General features: G+C 38.3%; 14 protein-coding genes and 1 pseudogene. 2 read left to right on the forward strand and 13 right to left on the reverse strand.

The window, feature by feature from the left end:
- Nucleotides 1-85 precede the first annotated feature (85 nt).
- The 13 genes from BMW36_RS06570 to BMW36_RS06630 all read right to left on the reverse strand — a co-directional run bounded on the left by BMW36_RS06570 (nucleotide 86) and on the right by BMW36_RS06630 (nucleotide 19,654).
- A complete protein-coding gene (locus tag BMW36_RS06570) occupies nucleotides 86-940 on the reverse strand; it encodes a DegV family protein (protein WP_089740064.1) in 855 nt (284 codons plus the stop codon).
- Between the two features lie 173 nt (nucleotides 941-1,113).
- A complete protein-coding gene (locus BMW36_RS06575; RefSeq protein WP_089740080.1) occupies nucleotides 1,114-2,256 on the reverse strand; it encodes a mannitol-1-phosphate 5-dehydrogenase in 1,143 nt (380 codons plus the stop codon).
- 5 nt (nucleotides 2,257-2,261) lie between these two features.
- Nucleotides 2,262-4,340 (reverse strand): BglG family transcription antiterminator, encoded by a 2,079-nt coding sequence (locus BMW36_RS06580; RefSeq protein WP_089740065.1) that lies wholly within the window; start codon nucleotides 4,338-4,340, stop codon nucleotides 2,262-2,264.
- Between the two features lie 124 nt (nucleotides 4,341-4,464).
- Nucleotides 4,465-6,366 (reverse strand): PTS mannitol transporter subunit IICBA, encoded by a 1,902-nt coding sequence (locus BMW36_RS06585; protein WP_089740066.1) that lies wholly within the window; start codon nucleotides 6,364-6,366, stop codon nucleotides 4,465-4,467.
- A 190-nt stretch (nucleotides 6,367-6,556) separates the two neighbouring features.
- Complete coding sequence (locus BMW36_RS06590) at nucleotides 6,557-8,068, reverse strand: glycine betaine uptake BCCT transporter (protein WP_089740067.1); 1,512 nt, start codon at nucleotides 8,066-8,068, stop codon at nucleotides 6,557-6,559.
- A gap of 194 nt (nucleotides 8,069-8,262) precedes the next feature.
- Nucleotides 8,263-8,631 carry a hypothetical protein gene (locus BMW36_RS20545; protein WP_245711604.1) on the reverse strand — a complete coding sequence of 123 codons (369 nt, stop codon included), beginning with the start codon at nucleotides 8,629-8,631 and terminating at the stop codon, nucleotides 8,263-8,265.
- A gap of 157 nt (nucleotides 8,632-8,788) precedes the next feature.
- Nucleotides 8,789-9,586, reverse strand: a complete 798-nt coding sequence (locus BMW36_RS06600) for an alpha/beta fold hydrolase (RefSeq protein ID WP_089740068.1) — start codon at nucleotides 9,584-9,586, stop codon at nucleotides 8,789-8,791.
- Between the two features lie 216 nt (nucleotides 9,587-9,802).
- Nucleotides 9,803-13,120, reverse strand: coding sequence for a rhamnogalacturonan lyase family protein (locus BMW36_RS20725; protein ID WP_175480370.1), 3,318 nt, complete (start codon nucleotides 13,118-13,120; stop codon nucleotides 9,803-9,805).
- A 458-nt stretch (nucleotides 13,121-13,578) separates the two neighbouring features.
- Nucleotides 13,579-15,864 carry a glycoside hydrolase family 95 protein gene (locus BMW36_RS06610; protein ID WP_089740069.1) on the reverse strand — a complete coding sequence of 762 codons (2,286 nt, stop codon included), beginning with the start codon at nucleotides 15,862-15,864 and terminating at the stop codon, nucleotides 13,579-13,581.
- Between the two features lie 282 nt (nucleotides 15,865-16,146).
- Complete coding sequence (locus BMW36_RS06615; protein WP_089740070.1) at nucleotides 16,147-17,037, reverse strand: metal ABC transporter permease; 891 nt, start codon at nucleotides 17,035-17,037, stop codon at nucleotides 16,147-16,149.
- On the reverse strand, nucleotides 17,034-17,960 hold the full coding sequence (locus BMW36_RS06620; RefSeq protein ID WP_089740071.1) for a metal ABC transporter permease: 927 nt from the start codon (nucleotides 17,958-17,960) through the stop codon (nucleotides 17,034-17,036). The genes BMW36_RS06615 and BMW36_RS06620 overlap by 4 nt, the downstream gene beginning before the upstream one ends.
- Entirely contained in the window at nucleotides 17,935-18,681 is a 747-nt protein-coding gene (locus BMW36_RS06625) for a metal ABC transporter ATP-binding protein (protein ID WP_089740081.1), read from the reverse strand. The genes BMW36_RS06620 and BMW36_RS06625 overlap by 26 nt, the downstream gene beginning before the upstream one ends.
- Before the next feature lie 25 nt (nucleotides 18,682-18,706).
- On the reverse strand, nucleotides 18,707-19,654 hold the full coding sequence (locus tag BMW36_RS06630) for a metal ABC transporter solute-binding protein, Zn/Mn family (RefSeq protein WP_089740072.1): 948 nt from the start codon (nucleotides 19,652-19,654) through the stop codon (nucleotides 18,707-18,709).
- Nucleotides 19,655-19,815: 161 nt separating this feature from the next.
- Between BMW36_RS06630 and BMW36_RS20300 the strand changes: the two genes are divergently transcribed.
- Complete coding sequence (locus BMW36_RS20300; RefSeq protein WP_175480371.1) at nucleotides 19,816-19,989, forward strand: hypothetical protein; 174 nt, start codon at nucleotides 19,816-19,818, stop codon at nucleotides 19,987-19,989.
- A 148-nt stretch (nucleotides 19,990-20,137) separates the two neighbouring features.
- Nucleotides 20,138-20,307: pseudogene (locus tag BMW36_RS20165) on the forward strand (IS256 family transposase); the annotation flags it as partial.

Raw genomic sequence — 20,307 nt, forward strand, 5'->3', positions numbered from 1 at the left:
CAGCAAAAGCCAGTAATCCGTATGCTTATAAAAAAAATACCCAGGGATACAAACCCTGGGTACATCATCTTTTCAGCAAACTCGTTTATTCTCTTTCTATTCCTGCAACACCAAATCCACCTGGTCCTGCATGTGTGGAAATCATCGCCCCGGCCAGTAACCATTGTATGTTCCTGTAACCATACTCTTTTGCAATATCAGTCACCTTTTTCATAATTTCTTCATCCAACCCAATTGAATAAATGAAATACAAGCAATCTTTGTCAATATTGTATTGATGGAAATAATCATGAAGAAGTTTTTCTGTTACAACACTCATCTTCCCACGATACTTCCTTGTGGAGACAAGTTTCCCATCAATTAATTCAATACAGGGCTTAATCTTTAAAAGCGCTCCACCAAGGTAGGCTAGATTACTAACTCTTCCACCCGCTTTGAGAAATTCTAAACTGCCAGGTACAAAAGCCAGCTTTGTCTTTGAGATTACGGGTTGGATCTTTTCTACAAGTCTTTCAGGTTCCATTGCAGGTTCCTTTTCTAACAATTGTGCAGCATAAATTACAACCACTACTAATCCTCCGGTAACATTTAATGCATCAATCAGAAAAATATCATCCAAGTCTTGTGCAGCGACCATAGCATTTTGAAAGGAGGACGATGCTTTGGAAGTATATCCGATATGGATGATCACACATCCCGGATAATTTGCTTTTATTCCCTTAAAAAACTCCATATATTCGTGAACGTTAGTCGCAGTGGTAGAAGGTATTTTTTTTGTTTTATCGTAATAGTCAAAAATACTTTGTACTGGCAGTGACCCATCTAAATAATCTTCTCCACCCATAATGATATGCATTGGGACAACTTTGATGGAATACCTTTCAGTAACTTCTTTCGGTAAATCAGCTCCACTTTCTGTCGTTATTATAATTTTTCTCAATAAATTGCCTCCTCTATTACTTTCCCTGACTCTAACTATACATTAATATCTGGAGCATGACAGATTTTTATTTTACTGATGGAAGTTTTAATATGGTTCAGAAGAGAAAAAATAGAAGCAGTTTAACGGAAACTGCTTCTGCTGTTCAATCCTGAAAGTTTTGAAATTTCATTTTATCTTTTTAATATTTCATATTGTTTCATGACCTCTTTAGTGATTTCACTGTCTTCTGGTAAGCTGCTAACTTCCTGCAACACTTTTGCGATTCCTTTATCCCGAATCATTCCCTGTAATTTCACTGCTTCTTCATCTTCTGGATAATCAAACAATAATGCAGCAGCGATTGCTTTAGCTAAATTTGTAAAAGCTAAGCCTGCTTTTTGTGCCTCTGTTGCAGGACGCACCAGTCGATCCTCTGGTCCCAATTTACGTATAGGTGCACGCCCAACCCGTGTCACACCATCATTTAAATAGGGGTTTTTAAATCTGTCAATAATTTTTTGTATATATTTATGATGTTCGTTTTCACTGAGACCATACTGTTTAACAAGATATTCGCCTGTTTCCTTCAATGTTTCCTGAACTTGTATGGCGATATCTTCACTTGCTAACGTCTTATCAATCGTAGTCTTTCCATTCAAATAACCGAGATAGGCGATAACAGCATGACCTGTGTTCACAGTAAATAGCTTTCTTTCAATAAATGGTGCCAGTTCACCGACTATTGTCATACCTTTCACATCAGGAATATTTTCAGTTGTCTCAACAACCCACTCATAATATGGCTCTACCAGTACATCTAGTGTATCATTGTTCTCCTGAATAGGGACAATTCGATCAACCGCTGAATTAAAGAAATATACTCTTCCATCCAACCTTTCCTTTGTATCTTCATCAAGATTCTCCATTATATGTTCTTTTAAAATATCCGTTGCATTTATTTGATTTTCACATGCAATAATATACAGCTTATCATCCGCCTGATATACTCTCTCTGTCAACCCCCTTGCTATAAGCGGGGCAATTCTTGGTAAGATATTGGGACCAATTGCAGTTGTCAAATAGGTTGCTTTTTCAATTAGCTCCACAACTTCATTTTCATGGGTGATGTTATTAACACCAGATACATTCTTTATAGTGGTGGATTCTTGTTTATCAGTTGCTAATTTTACCTCGTATTTCTTTTGTTCATTTAATTGGTTAATGATTTGATCAGCAATATCAACAAACGTTACATGATAACCTGATTCGGAAAATAATGCACCAATAAATCCTCTACCAATGTTTCCTGCACCAAAGTGAACGGTTTTTTTCAATTCCATCATTCCTTTACCCATTTATTCTGTAAATACCCTGAAAATATATCTTCTAATTTTCTTCTAATCATTTCTTCATTAGCTGACGAGTGAATCATCATTGTCATTTCAGGCTCAATCAAACTTGTACTTATTAAACTTAATATCTCCTGCTCTTTCAAGCTTAACTCCTCAGGTGAAAGCATTAATAACAAATTTTTCATATTAATGTCCTTACCATCCATCCCTTTAATCAAAGAAGTCCGGTCCATATGATATATTTGAAAAACAAGTTCCTGTACACTTTCATCACGACAATGGAATAAACCCATATTAGTATCTGGTATTCCAAGCCCGCCTATTCTTTCTCTTTCTTCTAACTTTCTGATTACTTGAGCAGCATCCGTTACCAGTGTCTTCGATTCTAGATTATCTATCATTTCCTTCAACACTTCCGTATAATTTCCCGAAGACTTCCGGTACAGTTGAAAATTGTCGAGAATTGCTTCAATACTTTTTTGCACATCTTTTATTTCTTGCAATACATGCTGGAGGCTCGATTCTTTCTGGCTAACCTCCCTGTCACCGGTCTTCACATATTCATGTTTTTCTGTTAGTTGTTCGACGTTAGCCTGTAAAAAACTTCTTATCCTATCTATGTCTTCCTCCATTAACAATGGGGATACAATAATATAGTGTATATCATCAAATGGAAGCCGGACAGTTGAAATAATAATATCAAAATTATTCAGATTTGCTTTCTCTATTTCCTTTATTGATTTAATTTCTACTGAATTAAATTCATGAAACTCTTTCTGAAGACGACTTGCTAACATTTTAGAAGTCCCTATTCCAGTTGGACAAATAATAACGGCATTTATTTTCGGCTTTTCTTCATTCATTAATAAAGCAGAACCAAAATGCAATACGATAAACGCTGTTTCATCCTCTTGAAAGATAATATCTGGAAATTCCTCTTTCAAACTGTTATGAACAGCCATAAATAAGACGGGATATTTCTTTTTGATCTGTTCTGTCAGCGGATTAAACAAACCTGTCTGATGCTTTAAACGGTATACAGCTGGCTCCATGTGTGCAAGAAGACCCTGGTATAAAGAGAAGTCACTTGTTAAGTCTACATGTAATTGAGCAGAAACATTTTGAATAATATTTTTCATAATCTGTCCGAGCAAAATACTGTCATAATCAACCACTTCGGAATCTTTTAACTTGGAACCTTTAAAAATGACAGCCAAATAATCTTTATCTCTGTCACTTATAGGGATAGAAAATTTGGCACTTAACTCTCCGCATAATTTGCTTATTAACTGAAAACTCATTTCTGATCTATCGCTGGTAATCTCGTCTTCTTCTGCTAATTCGTATCGATTTTTAATACGCTGAATAGTAACAGTAATATGTACGATCAGTCCTAAGTAGTCATTATCAGCTAATCTTATTTTCTGTTGTTCAAGCTGTTGATGAACCTTTTCCTCAACTACCAGCAGATCCTGAGGTGAAAAGTACCCGAGCACCAATTCATCTGATCTCTTTTCTTTTTTTAACTGGTATAAATGTTCAAGAAGCTCTTCATGAAAATTTATCTGTATATATGAAGCGATTGCTTTGCGAACATCTGATTCCTTCCCATTTAATTGGATACCGACACCTCTTTTTCGAGTCAATGAAATCGAGAATTTCGCTAGCCAATCTGTTATATCACTTAAATAAGAAGATAATGTTGTTACACTAACCCTTAACTTTTTTGCCAGTAACTGAGTCTTATATACATCCCCGTTGTTAAGCAAGAGAATAAGTAATTGAAATTTCCTCTCTACAGGTGTTTCATCTGTTGGCTCCGTTCGGGCAAGTTGCTGGATTAATTTATATATGCCTTCATTGCTCCCATTAATCACTAGTCCATCGTCAGGGAACCGGGTCAATTCCAGTTCAAAAGGCTTCAATAATTTTTCTACACCCTTTAAATCCCGCTGAATTGTTCTTACACTTACATTTAAATAGCTGGCAAGAGACTGTGGAGTATGCTTTCCAGAAGTTTTCATCACTAAATCTATGATCGATTTTTCCCTTGATGTAATAAACATTTGATTCACCCATTTCTTATTAGAAATACGTTCACTGCTTCATTACCTTAACCGTACCGAATATTAAGGGAAAATATAACAGAATAGAAAGACAGTGATTTCCTGCCTTTCTATCCCTTGCTGTTTATTTACTATTGATAATATCCAATAATTCTTTAGCTGTCTTCGCATTTACCATCTGGTCAATGTTATCCTCATCTGAACATACTACTGCAATCCCTGACAGGATATCAAGATGCGTGCCATCCTTACCGGCAATCCCAAAGATCAGTTTTACTGTTTCACCATCGAAGTCTACACCTTCTGGAACTTGGAGAACAGTAAATCCTGAACGTAAGACAGCTTTTTTCGCTTGCTCTGTTCCATGCGGGATGGCAACATGGTTACCCATGTATGTTGAAGTCATCTTATCGCGTTCTATCATTGCTTCTATATAGCTTTCCTCCACATACTCGGCTTTTACTAACACTTCACCCGCAAACCGGATTGCTTCTTCCTTACTGGAAAATTGCTTGTCAATAAAAATATTCTCTTCAAGCAGCAAGCCATCATCATCTGTGTGGCCGGTAATGTCTGCTTCTGTTTCACTTGTGATTTCATTCAGTTGCTCTGACACACCATTCTGAAGGCTTTCAATTAAATTATCATACTCGGGACTTGATAGAAAATTATCCACAGAAATATGATAGGCATCTGGTAATTTATTCTTCGCACGTGGTGTTAGTTCCTCTTGTGTGATGACAATTTGTGCATCTGTTGGTAAACTGCTAATTGCTGTATTTGTTACAGCAACATCTAATCCTGCAGCTTTAACCTTTTTTCGTAAGAGAGAAGCTCCCATAGCACTTGAACCCATTCCAGCATCACATGCGAAAACAATTTTATTTACAGATTCCGGCAGAGTACCTTGGTTTAATTGAACTGCCCCTTCGGTTGAACTTTTCTTTCCTTTCATCTCTTGCATTTTACGGGTAGCTTCTTCTATATCTTCGTCTTTTTGTTTGCCTGATTTTAGTATAAAGCCAGCAATAACAAAAGAAACTATTGTTGCTACAATAACTGCACTAAAGTTAGCAAGGTATACACTCACTTGCGGAGGAGTAACTGCTGTAATTGCCAGGATACTTCCAGGTGAAGCAGGGGCAGACAAACCTCCCCCCAACAGGACTAATGTAAATACTCCGCTAATTCCTCCTAAAATTACTGCAAGCAGTAACATCGGACGCATTAATACATAAGGGAAATAAATTTCGTGTATCCCTCCGAAGAAATGAATAATCCCGGCACCCGGGGCTGATTGTTTAGCAGCTCCCCTTCCAAACAACGTAAATGCCAGTAATATACCAAGTCCGGGACCTGGGTTAGCTTCCAGTAAAAATAGAATGGACTGGCCAGCACTCCTTGCCTGCTCTAAACCAATTGGAGATAAAATCCCGTGATTGATAGCATTATTTAAAAACAAAATTTTCGCTGGTTCAATAAATATACTTGTCAATGGCAGCAATCCAGCTCCAATTAACCAGTCCACCCCTGAAACAAGCAGTTGTGTAAATCCATTTACTGCAGGACCTACAGCTAAGTATGATAAGATTGCAAGTAATCCACCTATAATACCAGCAGAAAAGTTATTTACAAGCATTTCAAATCCAGACTTGACCTTACCGTCAATTGCCTGATCAAACTTTTTAATCACATATCCGCCAAGCGGCCCAATTATCATTGCACCAAGAAACATCGGTGTCTCTGGTGCACCTACAATTACCCCCATCGTAGCAATTGCTCCAACAACACCGCCTCGCTGATCGTGAATCAGCTTACCTCCTGTAAAACCAATCAATAATGGCAGCAGGTAGTAGACCATTGGATCAACTAACTGGACAAGACTTTCATTAGGAAAGAAACCATCAGGAATAAATAATGCAGTAATAAGTCCCCAAGCTATAAATGCACCAATGTTAGGCATTACCATCGAACTTAAAAAGTTACCAAATTGCTGAACTTTTACCTTTATGGATGATTGAGCCATAATCCTACTCCTTTTTAAATTAATATTTTAAATGTTCTATATAATATATGATATGGCACATGCAGGCTTCATACAATATACATAAATGCCAACTTTGTCGTTATGGCAATGACAACACCCTTGTAAGTCCTCTCCCCGTAATTTTTTTAGCTTCATTTCGTTAGTCTTACCAACCGCTATTTGTGACAGTTTACACCTTTCTTTTTTTAATTCTGCCTATCCCAAGCTGTTTAGCTTCATCGCTTAAAGCTTTTAACAAACTAATTGACATTAAAGCAATAATTACAGAAAAAGGCAAAGCCGCTATTATCATCATATTTTCCAACGCCTGAAGACCGCCAGAATAGAGCAGCACAACTGCAATTAAAGAAAGCAAGATTCCCCATGTGAATTTAACTTTATTCCCAGGTGAGCGTGAACCGTTCGTAGTCATCATTCCAAGGATATATGTTCCGGAATCAGCTGAAGTTATAAAAAACGATCCAATGAGCACCATTGCAGTTAAAGAAGTTAATAAAGGCAGCGGGTAATGGGCAAAAACGCCAAATAGTGATTCCTCTGCAGATAGGCCTGATATTTCAGCAATCCCATTATGTTCAAGCGAAATAGCTGATCCACCGAAAGTAGCAAACCATAGAAAGATAACGATGGAAGGTATCAGCAGGACAAAAAATACAAACTCCCTTATACTTCTCCCTTTCGATACTCTTGCGATAAAGATTCCAACAAACGGTGACCATGCAATCCACCATGCCCAGTAAAAAATTGTCCACCCATTAATCCATCCTCGAATGTCCTCATTTAATGGAGCAATTCTGAAGCTCATCTGAGGCAATGTCTGAATATATGAACCAATTGTATTAGTAAACAGGTTTAGAATAAATAATGTTGGACCGAACAGGAACATAAGCAAAAATAAAGCTCCAGCTAACATCATATTTGCATTGCTTAATATCTTGATTCCCTTTCCTAAACCAGACCATGCGGATATTAGAAATAACACTGTAACAACAGCAATAATAATAAATTGTGTCCCTATATTTTTCGAAACACCAAATAGAAATGACAAACCGCCATTAATCTGAACCGCTCCAAATCCAAGCGACGTTGCCACACCTAGTACTGTTGCCAGTACAGAAAAGACATCTATTGCTTTTCCTGTAATACCATTTACCTTTTCGCCAAAAACAGGGTAAAGAGTCGCACTTATAAGGCCCAGCTTTTTATGTCTAAATTGAAAGTAAGCTATGGCTAGTGCAACAATAGCGTAAATGGCCCATGCATGGATCCCCCAATGAAAAAATGTAAATCGAAGGGCATCCTTTATATCCTGATCGGTGCCTACTTCGCCTGTTGGGGAGCTAATGGCATAATGACTGATCGGCTCTGAAGTTCCGTAAAAAACAAGGCCTATTCCCATTCCAGCACTAAATAACATAGCAATCCAAGTCGGCCTGGAAAACTCCGGTTTTTCATCCTGGCTTCCCAGCTTAATACGGCCAACAGGCGAAATCATTAAATATAGACAAACCACAAGTATAATAGTAACGAGGATTAAATAGTACCACCCAAATGCATTAGAGAGTAGAGTTTGGATGTCTGAGGTGATTCTTTCTAATGAATCAGGAAAAGTAACCCCCGCAATAACGAGTAATATAATGATAATAATTGATATGTAAAAAACTAAATAACGTTTTTTCATTCCTGTACCTCCACATATGTTGACGATATAATAATTAGTGTTCTCTTTTTTCCTCATATAATGTAACACTTACCATATAATTGACTCGTTTCGAATTCTCTTATCACGAGAGCAACATATTCAGCGCCTAAAGTAATAAAGCAGCCACCTTAGTAGAGGTGACTGCTTTATTACTGATTTATAAAAAATTCTTTTTAATTAAATGTGTTTCCGCTGCTCTGGTTTTGAGCAGATTGCTGGTTCTGTTTCCTTACTTCCTCAGCATTTGTTCTGGAAAACCCTGTTTGAAAAGCTGACTGTGCCCCTGTAAACTGGCTGCTCCCTGTTCCAGTTGAAGCCTGGAAACTTTGAGATTGGTTTAATTGTTGATATTGCTGAATTAATTGCTGCATTTGCGCTAACTGCTGTGCAGCATTTTGTTCTGTAGTTGCCATCTGCTGTTGCTTTTGAGCACTGATTTCCTGGCCTTGCTGAAGCTGCTGTGCATTCTGGGATTCCTGTTGTTCCAGTTGTCTTGCCAATTGACTAATTTGATTAAGGATCTGCTGTGCATTTTGTGTCATTGAAAAAGCTCCTTTCCATAGGGATATCCTTAATATGCCTCAATCTATACAAGTTATGCTTATTCTTCCTCCCTAACATTTTATTAAAAAAGATAAAATGAAAATCTGCTGAGTTAATATTACCTTCAAATACTATACAGACAAAAATAAGGTGCCGTTATGTGATGGACTCCATATGGTGAATTAGTTCTTCTGCAAACCGGTTAGGGTTATCAATCATCGAGTAGTGACCTGCATCTGATATAATTTTAAAACTTGAGTATGGTAAATGGTGATGGAGTAATTTCCCCCAGTATGGCGGTAAATACCTGTCATATTGCCCCCATAATAATGTAGCAGGGACTTTTACTTTCGGAAGAAAAGGCACAAGATCCTCTGTCTGATGATGATTTAATGCAAAAGATGCCTGCTTTAAATCCTGTGGCCCATTTGGTCCACTGAAAGGCCTTAAAAAATCGTATAAAAGGTTTGGTTTTAATAACTGCTGATAGTATAGACCCTCACGGAGCATCCTTTCTATAAATAAAGGTGTTGGCTGGAATTCCTCAGCTGTAGGATAACGAATCGAAACAACTTTAGGCAGTGGCCAATTTGCAAAACATACTCCATCAGCAATAACGATACTTTCTACACGATCCGCATAGGAAACCGCAAGAATCTGCACTATTCCGCCGCCTAAATCATGCCCTACAAAATGTGCTTTTGATATTCCTAAATGATCGAGCAGGTTTATAATATATTCAGCCTGTTTTGGTAATGTCAAATCATAGTATGGAGCACGATCTGAATTTCCATATCCGATCAAATCGACAGTCAGTACACTATAATGCCCTTTTACATATGGAAGGATTAGATCCCATAAGTGATGATTTGTTGGTATTCCGTGAATAAATACAATTACCTCTTCACTTTTACCAGGATAATAGCAAAAGTTAATATTATATTTGTTATTCATCAACCCACCCTTTGACTTTTAATATCACCCTAATATATGCATGACAGGACGTTTGTTGCCTGTTCAAGTAGATAAGATGGCACTTTTTAAAGCGAGGGGGTATATTACAGGAATCGAATGTAATTTGGCGAATACATGCAGGCATATTCCAAGTCACAATGGAACATAAGAAAGGCATAAGCTCGTTAGTATTACCGAACTTATGCCTACTATTATTTAGTGAGTATAAAATTCCAATTCTGCAATATTTGCATGTCCTCCGTCAGGGCTTACATAACGCAGGTAACGATAAGATTCCTCTGTAGTTATTTGTACAACATTCCAACCAGCATCAGGTTCAGAGCTGATCGTATATAAGTCAACGAATCCTTCATCTGAAGCAATATTCGATCCCTGAATCTTCCCACCTGTCATTCTGTTTGTAAAACCGTCTCGAGGATAGAATCTGACTTGAGCAAGTACGGTTCGATTTCCTTCTCCTGCATCAATTCCTGTATAACCTCCATTTGCTTCTTTATAGTCAAAGAAAGTATTTGTATCCCCGTCAAATGCTTTATCAAATTCATTTCCTTCAGACCATGGCGGATTTGTTCCAAAGACATCTCCAGTTACTAATTGTAGCTGGTTCGAAATGTCAATAACCAGTTCTCCTTTTATGCCTGATCCATCAGTCGCCTCTGCAATGACTTTCACCTCTCCATTCAATCCTTGCTTATTTCCTGATAATAATCCATCAGAGGTAATTGCAGCAATATCTGTTTCAGAACCGTCTATATCTGTAACAGACCAATTCACTGTTTGCGAGGCATTGGCAGGCGATACTTGTGCTGTTAATTGTAAAGTTTCTCCATTGGAATCAATTGATTGAACATTACCTTCACTGCTCACATTAATCTCAGAAACATCATCAAATATATCGATTGACTGTAAAACATCATCCATTGGTACTACTTCTTTACTTGTACTTGTGTACACAATATCCTTAAGAGAAACGTCTGCTTCAAATGTTTCTGTTTCCTTCACTTTCATATTCACCGTAAATAGGTCCGGATCGTTAAAGAACCGATTTGGTGTCCCATCTATTACCAGACGAACCTCACCTGGTCGTACAGATTCCTGGGTTATATTTAATTTATTAACTAAAGGATCCACTGAATCAAATTCCATCTTCTCTGGATCGTATGTGAGGACAGCCTCAATAGAGCGGAGATTATCTCCTTCACCCTTCAGAGAATAGGTTAGACTGAATCGTTCACCAGCCTTCACTGCATCTACTTCATTTACGGATAAAGCAGGTTCTAATGTTTGAACATTTACTGTGTCTTTTCCTACAAAAATTTCACCAGTTCCCGAAGTGATAGCAATCTTTACTTGCGTTTCACCAATTTGCTTTTCAAGTGCACGGGCAAGCTCCCGGCGATCCATTTTCACTTGGAAACCTCTTCTTACAATAGATATTTCTCCTTTAACTGTTACCCCATTTACAGCAATCTCAGCAGAATCCCCTTCTACAAGCCCTGAGGCATTATCAGGAACTTCTACATTAACGGTAACAGTCCCTTTCAGCTTTCCATTCAATCTGTCCGGCATTACATTGACAGTTGATGGAACTATAAAATTAGCATCTGGCTCAGGTGCTTCCCCCATGTCACTTCCCAGGAAATAGCTCGTATGCGGTGGCTGGTTATAGGCCACATTTTGCCATGCAACTCCCAATCGGTAAACTGGATCATGCATAAGTGTCGGAATACGGTGTTCTGTAAGGTCGGTTGTTGTATAGAGCCTAAGTTCTGTGCTCTCAATATCCCTTACTATCACTTCTTCCCTCCAGTCACCAATAATATCTGCTTGTAATGAAGGATTACCTTTTGTTCCATTATTAGAAGTGGTTCCTTCTATTTTTAGAATATTGACAAGCTCCTGGTTTTCATAATCCCATTTATCGATTCTTGGCGTTCCAATTCCAATATCGTAATCTGTCCAGTCATGATCCAGCAATTCACGAGATAAATCGCCGTCCCACCAGATAGCGAAGTTAGAAGATGGGATCTTACCGCCAATTTTTTCACCCTCCGCAGTATAGAAGTAGCCTCCACCATCATTCCAATCTCCTCCAACTGCCCATGCTTCTGCACCAGGATAACGAGGATCTACATCTGCGGACACCCCTCTTCCAGTGTCAGCTCCTGTATGAACTGCCCATATCTCTTCACCTGTAGCAGCATCACGCATACTTAAACCATAGTCACCCCATTCATGAACCTGAAAAACTTCCATCCCTTCTCTATTCGGATCAAGGTCACTTACATGCATTGCATCACCATGATTCCATCCTGTTGAATATATACCTGTACCGTCATCATCCACAGCCATTGCTCCGAAGATAATTTCATCCTTTCCATCATCATCCACATCGGCAATACTTAAGTTATGGTTTCCTTGACCGGCATAAGCCTGATTGCCATCATCGTCACTGTCAAATGTCCAGAGCTTCGTTAGCTCACCATCCCGGAAGTTATAAGCGGAAAGCATTGTTTTTTCATAGTAACCACGTGTCATTACAATACTTGGCTTTTGACCATCAAGATAGGCAACTCCTGCCAGGAATCGATCTCCTCTATTACCATATGTGTCTCCCCAGTCTCCCATATTCCCTCGCGCTGGTGAGAAGTCAGTAGTCGCTAATTCTTCGCCTGTTTCTCCATCAAACACTGTTAAGTATTCAGGCCCTTCCAATATATAACCAGAACCGTTACGGTAATCAGCATCAGGGTCACCAATTACATTACCAGCTGCATCTGTTGCACCATCAGCTGTTCTTAGCGTAACTTCTGATTTTCCATCACTATCAAAATCATAAATTAAAAATTGCGTATAATGTGCGCCTGCACGAATATTCTTACCAAGACCAATTCTCCAGAGTTTCGTACCATCCATTTCATAAGCATCAATAAAAACTTCGCCTGTATACCCCGAGTGTGAATTATCTTTTGCATTTGATGGTTCCCACTTTAATACGATTTCATATTCACCATCACCATCCAGATCACCTACGCTCGCGTCGTTGGCATGATAAACATAATCTACCCCATCAGGAGTTGTACCACCATCTGGTCTCTGTAACGGTATGGAGTGATACTCATTACTCCATACTTCTACTTCTTTTGATCTGTCTGTCTCTTTTCCGTTTAAAACTAGACTTACTCTGTATGTTGAATCAGCTTTTCCTTCTTTATCTAAAAAGTTTGTGCTGGATGTTATTGGTTCCTCATTGACCTTCTTTCCATTCCGGTAAAGATTAAAAGCACTCTGTTCCGGATCTGTTCCTAACAGACGCCAGCTAACAAAAATCCCTTCATCTGTATGGACAGCAACAACACCTCTCTCCAAATATTCCATTTGGTAATGATTTTCACCCACCCCATTTGCATAAATGGAAAGAACATCAACAGTACCTGCAAATGAGGCAGCAACTACAGCGGCACTTGCTACAATAGCACTTTTCTTCAATCGTTTTTTAAATCGCTTTAGCATAAAATAAACCTCCTTAGGATAGATTGAAAATAAGACATCGGTGTTACTTATGGATCCAGGTATGGCGGGAGGAAAGTATATTTTCCCACAGTAAAAAACTGCTTTTCACCTCCTTTCACTGAAGTGATACTTCTGATAATCAGGATATTAAGGACGTTTATTGCTTTGATAAACTAAATCATTTACAGGATGCAATCAAGTTAACAAGAACTTGCTGCACATTATGTAGTTATATTTGAAATGTCAAATGAGGATAAGTTCTTTTTAAGTTAGCGCTTACATTTTTATTCTCAGGAAACTTACTATTTATTCAGTCCCTGTAAATAATAACAAAAATTTGAATGACTTGAGTATATAAAAAACAGACATTAATAATTAAAAAACAGAGAAAGCGAGCATTTCTCCGGAAAATTAAACAAAAGAGCTCCCCTTACGGAAAGCTCTTACGATCCATATTATTAGTTAAATGTCAGTTTATATGATCCACCTTCTTTGGCTGGAAATTCATATAGACAGTTATCCACTTTCACCAAATTATCAGGGTTGGTAGAAACCTTTAAATGATATGGTATTCTAATACGGCATACTCCTGATTTAACCGCACGAACTTTGGCCCATATTAATTGGTGATCGTTCCACTCCATATCTATTTCAAAACCGCCTCTTGTCTTGAATCCTTTCACACGACCATTTCTCCATACTTCAGGAACAGATGGCAGGAGATGAATTTCCCTATTATGACTTTGTACAATCATTTCCGCTATTCCAGCCGTTCCACCAAAATTACCGTCAATTTGAAATGGCGGGTGATTATCAAACAAATTTGGTAATGTAGAAGATTTTAGAAGTTCAGCAATATTTTCATAAGCTTTCTCCCCTTTTTGTAATCTTGCCCACATGTTGATTATCCATGCTCTGCTCCAGCCAGTATGTCCTCCACCATGTGACAGCCTTCTTTTTAATGTTACTTCAGCTGCTTTTGCCAGATCAGGAGTGGTCGTTGGAGAAATCTGATTACTTGGATGAAGGGCAAACAGGTGAGAAATATGACGATGACCCGGCTCTGCTTCATTGTAATCTACCAGCCATTCCTGGATTTGACCATGCTTTCCTATTTGGATTTGTGGTAATTTAGCTCTTAAGTGGATTAATTCTTGGCGGAAATCCTCATCAATCTCTAATATTTCACTTGCTTTGATGCAACTGGAAAACAGAGCATAAATAATTTGGCTGTCCATCGCAGGCGCTTCACACAGGTTCCCTTTTTCTCCATTTGGTAACAAATACGTATTTTCCGGAGAAACTGAAGGTGTTGTAATCAGTAATCCTTCTTTATTCTCTACAAGAAAATCAACTAAGAATAGAGCCGCTTCCTTCATCGTTTCATAAGCATTTGTTAAATATTCATCGTCACAAGTATATTCATAATGCTCCCATAAATGTAAACATAGCCATGCTGCACCTAAGGGCCAGTAACTAGCTGGCGGATATATATCCTGTGGGGCGGTATCTCCCCATATATCTGTGTTATGATGGGCAGTAAACCCACGGCAATTATACATTTTTTTTGCAGTCACTCTCCCTGATTCTCTCATTTTTTCGATATGTTTAAGTAAAGGTAAGTGACATTCTGAGAGATTACATACTTCAGCTGACCAGTAATTCATCTGGGCATTAATATTAATCGTATACTTACTATCCCATGGAGGAAGCATTAAGTCATTCCAGATGCCCTGCAATGTAGCTGGCAGGGAATTAGGTCTGCTTGATGCTATCATTAAATAACGCCCAAAGTGGAAATATGTACTGATAAGACTTAAATCTGTTCCACCCTGTTTCAGTTTTCTCAGCCTTTCATCTGTAGGTAAATTATCATGCATACCAGTTTGATCTGATATATCCAATTCTACTCGATCAAATAATTGCTGATAATCATCAATATGACGCTTCTTTAGAAACGCATAGTCGGCAGACTTCAGGTTTTCTATTACTTTTACACACTGATTTTCAGGATCACTATATCGAAAGGAGGTTGCTGCGCTTAGTAAGATTGTGACTGAATCCGTCTCATTCACACAGATCCGATTACCAATTGTTTTTACCTCTCCCCCCTCTGCTATCACTTTTACTAATGCTGAAAATGCAATACCGTCCTTACCGCCAGTTTCCCCTGACATAATAATACTGCATTCAGAAACCTGTTTGGTAGTATCAAAGTTTCTAGTATTACCCCTGTCTAAATGAAGCTGAAATGACAGATCATTCGGTTTCGATGAAGTAATTCGCATCACTAGTATTTGGTCTGGATAACTTGTAAAAACTTCTCTGTGATGCTGACAATTATTAGTCTTGAAAGTAGTTGATGCAATAGCAGTTTTTAAATTAAGTTCCCGATAAAATTCATGATAATCATCTAACCCTTTAAAATGTATGTTTAGTTCGCCTAATGGTTCATAATGACGTTGACTTTTTGGAATGCCCGAGAAACTTAATTTAGCTAAATCTTCTGCTTCCCTTAACTTGCCATCAGCCAATAATGATCTAACCATTTTCAAATTTGGCAGGGCATCCGGATTGAGTCGATCTCGTGGACCCCCATACCATACAGAATCTTCATTCAGTTGAATTTTTTCATTTGTCACCTGTCCGAACACCATTCCGCCAAGCCTGCCGTTTCCTATTGGTAATGCTTCATTCCAGTTATCAGCAGGAGCTTTGTACCATAGTTTTTTTTTTGAATCCATATCTCACACCTCCAAATTTTTATCATTGGAAAAAGGCTATCTTCATTTGAGGAGAATTATACACTGTATGTTAGTAGTTCCAAGTAGTTATAAATAACGCCTCCCTATCAATATATACAGAGAAGGAAAGCGATTACAACAAAAATCATTAAATTGCTTAAATTAAGGGGCAAATAAACCGCTCAGCCAACTTCTGTTGAGTTTATTGTGAAAATGCGCTACTTCAAATTTAACCTGTTAAAAAAGTACAGGAAACAAAAAATGAGGGTAACCACATTGTGACTACCCATCCTGTGTCATTATTTTTGCTGTAGCAGGTTTTACAAACTTTGAAACTAATCCGTGTTTCGGAGAGAAAATGAAGCTAATGATAAATAAAATCCCCGTTGCTAAGGCCATCGATCCGGAGATAGATGTATCAATCCATGTTGCTATAAAGTAGCCAAGTACAGCAGATATAATACCAAACGAACCACTGATTACAAGCATGATAGAAAGTTTATCTGTCCACAGGTAAGCTGCTGCTGCAGGTGTAATTAACATTGCCACAACCATAATAGCTCCAACCGCGTCAAAAGCAGCAACAGTCGTAACAGATACTAGACTCATAAATACATAATGCATGACAATGACAGGAATCCCCAGACTAGCAGCTAACGCCGGGTCAAAGGACGTAATTTTCCATTCTTTATAAAAGGCTGTGATAAAGAATAGCACAATGATAAAAGCAAATCCGAGCATGGCAGTAGCAACTGGAACATCACCCAGAAAAGGCAGTGTCATTGTTTCCCATGGAATAAAAGTGATTTCGCCCATTAGGGCATGCTTCACATCAAGGTGAGCATTTCCTACATAAGTTGCGATTAAAATGACACCAATAGCAAATAATGTTGTGAAAACAATTCCCATCGAAGCGTGCTGCTCGATGTTTAACGAGTGAAGCCATTGGACGAGAAATGCGGTTACTAAACCGGCAATAATTGCACCAATTAACATATGTGGACCACTTAATTCACGAGTAATTAAAAAAGCAATAACAATTCCTAATAAAACGGTATGACTAATTGCATCTGCCATCATTGCCATTTTCCTTAGTATTAAGAATACACCGATTAATCCGGAGGTGGCACCGACTAAACATGCGGTTAAAATTATCCATGCTGAATAGCTCATTTACTCACCCCCTGTGCTTTAAACTTATTATTATTTTGTTGAAACTGTGCGAGTTTCTGACGTTTTTTAAATTGGAGATAGTTTACTAAAATTCCTTTTTGCTTACCGAAAACTAGTGAAACAGCGAAGAATCCAGAAGCAAAAATGACAATAAATGGCCCTGTTGGCCATCCACTTCCCAGTGTACTAACTGCTGTACCTGTTGCACCGGCCATCCCTCCAAACAATGCGGACAAGAACAGCATAGCGCCAAAAGAATGGGTCCAGTAACGAGCACTTAATGGCGGGATAATTAACAGTGCAGAAATCAGGATAACCCCTACTGCTTGAATCCCAATAACAATTGTAGTTACAAGAGCTAAAGTATATAAAATGTTCATCCCTTTTAAGGATAATCCAATCCCTTTAGCAAAAGCCGGATCAAACAAATACAGTTTCCATTCTTTAAAGGCAATGACAACAAAAAAAATAGCTGCCAGGGCGAGTATGATCATTGTCCAAACGTCGGATCGGACCATTGCCGCTGCCTGCCCGTAGATGAAACTATCCAGTCCTGCCTGGTTACCACCAGCAGAACGATTAACAATCGTTAACAGCATTATTCCCAATCCGTAAAAAACAGACAGAATCATTCCCATCGCCGTATCTTCTGTTATTTTCGTTGTCTGGCGAATCCCCTGGATAAATGCTGCACCTAATAATGCACTAACAGCTGCTCCCGCTATTAAGATGTACAAATCCTTCTCAGCAAAAAGTAAATAGGCAATAATGACCCCTGGAAGGGAAGCATGAGCCAATGAATCGCTCATTAAGCTCTGCTTCTTCCAATAAGCTAAACACCCTATTGTCCCAGCGGCAATCCCTAAGACCATAGTACTTATCAAAACCCACTGTGTATTACTTGTTAGAAGGGCCGACCACATGATACCCCTCCTCTCTGGAGGTAATCCACTTCATATTCCCACCATATGTTTCCGATATTTTGTCAGATGTAAAGACATTTTCTGTTTTACCATGATGTATCACTGTCTTATTTAATAGAAGGACATGATCAAAATAGTCTTCTACTGTTTGGAGGTCATGATGTACTACGAGAACTGTTTTTCCTAATGCCTTTAATTCTTGCAGTATTCTCATGATTGCTTTTTCTGTTGCGGCATCTACCCCTGCCAGTGGCTCATCCATAAAGTATAGATCTGCATCCTGTACTAAAGCACGGGCTAGAAACACCCGTTGCCGCTGACCGCCAGATAGCTCACTGATTTGCCGATCGGCGAAGCCCTCCATCCCCATTTTTTCCAAGGATTGATATGCCTTTTGTTTATCCTTCCGTGATGGTCTTTTTAACCAACCAATATTTCCGTATAAGCCCATTGTTACAACATCTAAAGCGTTAGTAGGGAAGTCCCAATCAACTGAACCACGTTGAGGGACGTAACCAATTTTTTTCTTTGCCTTCTTGAAAGGTAAACCATAGAATTCTATATGACCTGTTAAAGCTGGATGAAGATCCAAAAGGGTTTTAATTAACGTAGACTTGCCTGCACCATTAGGACCGACAACACCTGTTAGTGTACCAGCCGCTACTTCAAAATTCACATTATACAATACCTTATTTTTTCGGTAGGATGCTGCTAAATCCATTACCTTAAGTGCTGGCTGTGCCAAATTACTCAGCTCCTTTGCTCAAAGCTTCATAAATTGTAGTAACATTATGACGGTACATTCCTAAGTATGTACCTTCCGCAGTTTCAGGGTCACCCATCGCGTCAGAAAATAATTCACCACCGAGAGATAATGGGAATCCTTGATCTTCTGCACCTTGTATAACCGCTTCTATGGAATCAGGATTAATACTACTCTCTACAAAGATTGCTGGAACATTGTACTCTTTAATAATATCAATTGTATTATTAATATCCGAAACCCCAATTTCATCTTCTGTACTCAATCCTTGCAGTCCGATCACTTCCATATTATGCATGTTACCGAAATAACCAAATGCATCATGCGCTGTTACTAACACTCGTTGTTCTTCTGGTATATCCTGAAGTACTTCTGCTTCTTCCTTTAACTTATCCAATTTAGCAAAGTAATCAAGTTTATTTTCTTCAAAGTACTCCGCATCATCTGGCGAAAATTCTTTTAATTCTTCTACTGCCGCATCTAATGCCTGCTTCCAAAGGTCAATATCAAACCAGATATGAGGGTCTACAGCTCCTTCTTCATCCTCTAATAATACATCTTCCGGAAGTGTATCACCGATGGCTAATACTGGCTTAGTTTCCCCTATTTCTTCAAACACTTTTTTCATATTTACTTCTAGGTCCAAACCATTGTAAAAAATCACATCAGCACTATCAACTGTTTTCACATCGCTTTGTGTTGGATTGTACAAGTGTGGGTCTACCGATGGTCCCATTAGACTTTGCACTTCTACACGATCTCCTCCTATAACAGATAAAGGTTCACCAATTTGGGCGATGGTCGTAACAACAGTAATTTTCCCCTCGCTTGACTCACCGCTCGAATCGTTTGAAGATTCTGCTTCATTACCACAAGCTGCTAAAAAAAGCGCAAAACTAACTACCATAAACAAATACATATACCTTTTCATTTTTAATCTCCTCCTGTTTTTCCCTAGTCTAACTTTTTTGTTATAACTAAAAATTTAATGCAATTATTTCAGTTTGTCAATAATTTTTCCATAATATTATTATTTTTCCTCAAGGAAACTTATAGTGTGATTATTACTATTCCACAAATTGAGATATGTGAATGAAGTGGGAGATCATAGAAGGGACTGACGCAAGAATACTTGCTGGAGAAACATGGAGTTTTTACAGTAATAATTCATTATCGAATGGATCATATTATCTTAACTTTATATCAGGACTTGCAGATATCTGGTCAATCGGCAGCAATAATAGCTATTGCCATAGAAGAGTTTGAATAGATAAGCCATGGTTATTCTAGCGGAATTGTAGATGAACAGGGAGTGTAATATAAACTGTGTAAGTAAGAGAGCGTACGGCTCTTACTTCGCAGTTTATTTTTTTATTGTTAAACTAAGAGTAGAAAAATTGGGGAGTTGTTTATAATGGTGAAATCTAAGCGTGATCCGAAAGCAGTAGAGTTAGCTAATAGAATTATAGAACAATACCAACCAGAGTCTGTACAGGATATGCAGAATGCACTAAAAGATATTTTTGGACCAATGTTTGAATCGATGTTAAAAGGAGAAATGAATCATCATTTGGGATACAACTC

The sequence above is a fragment of the Gracilibacillus ureilyticus genome (assembly GCF_900111195.1).
GTDB lineage: Bacteria > Bacillota > Bacilli > Bacillales > Amphibacillaceae > Gracilibacillus > Gracilibacillus ureilyticus.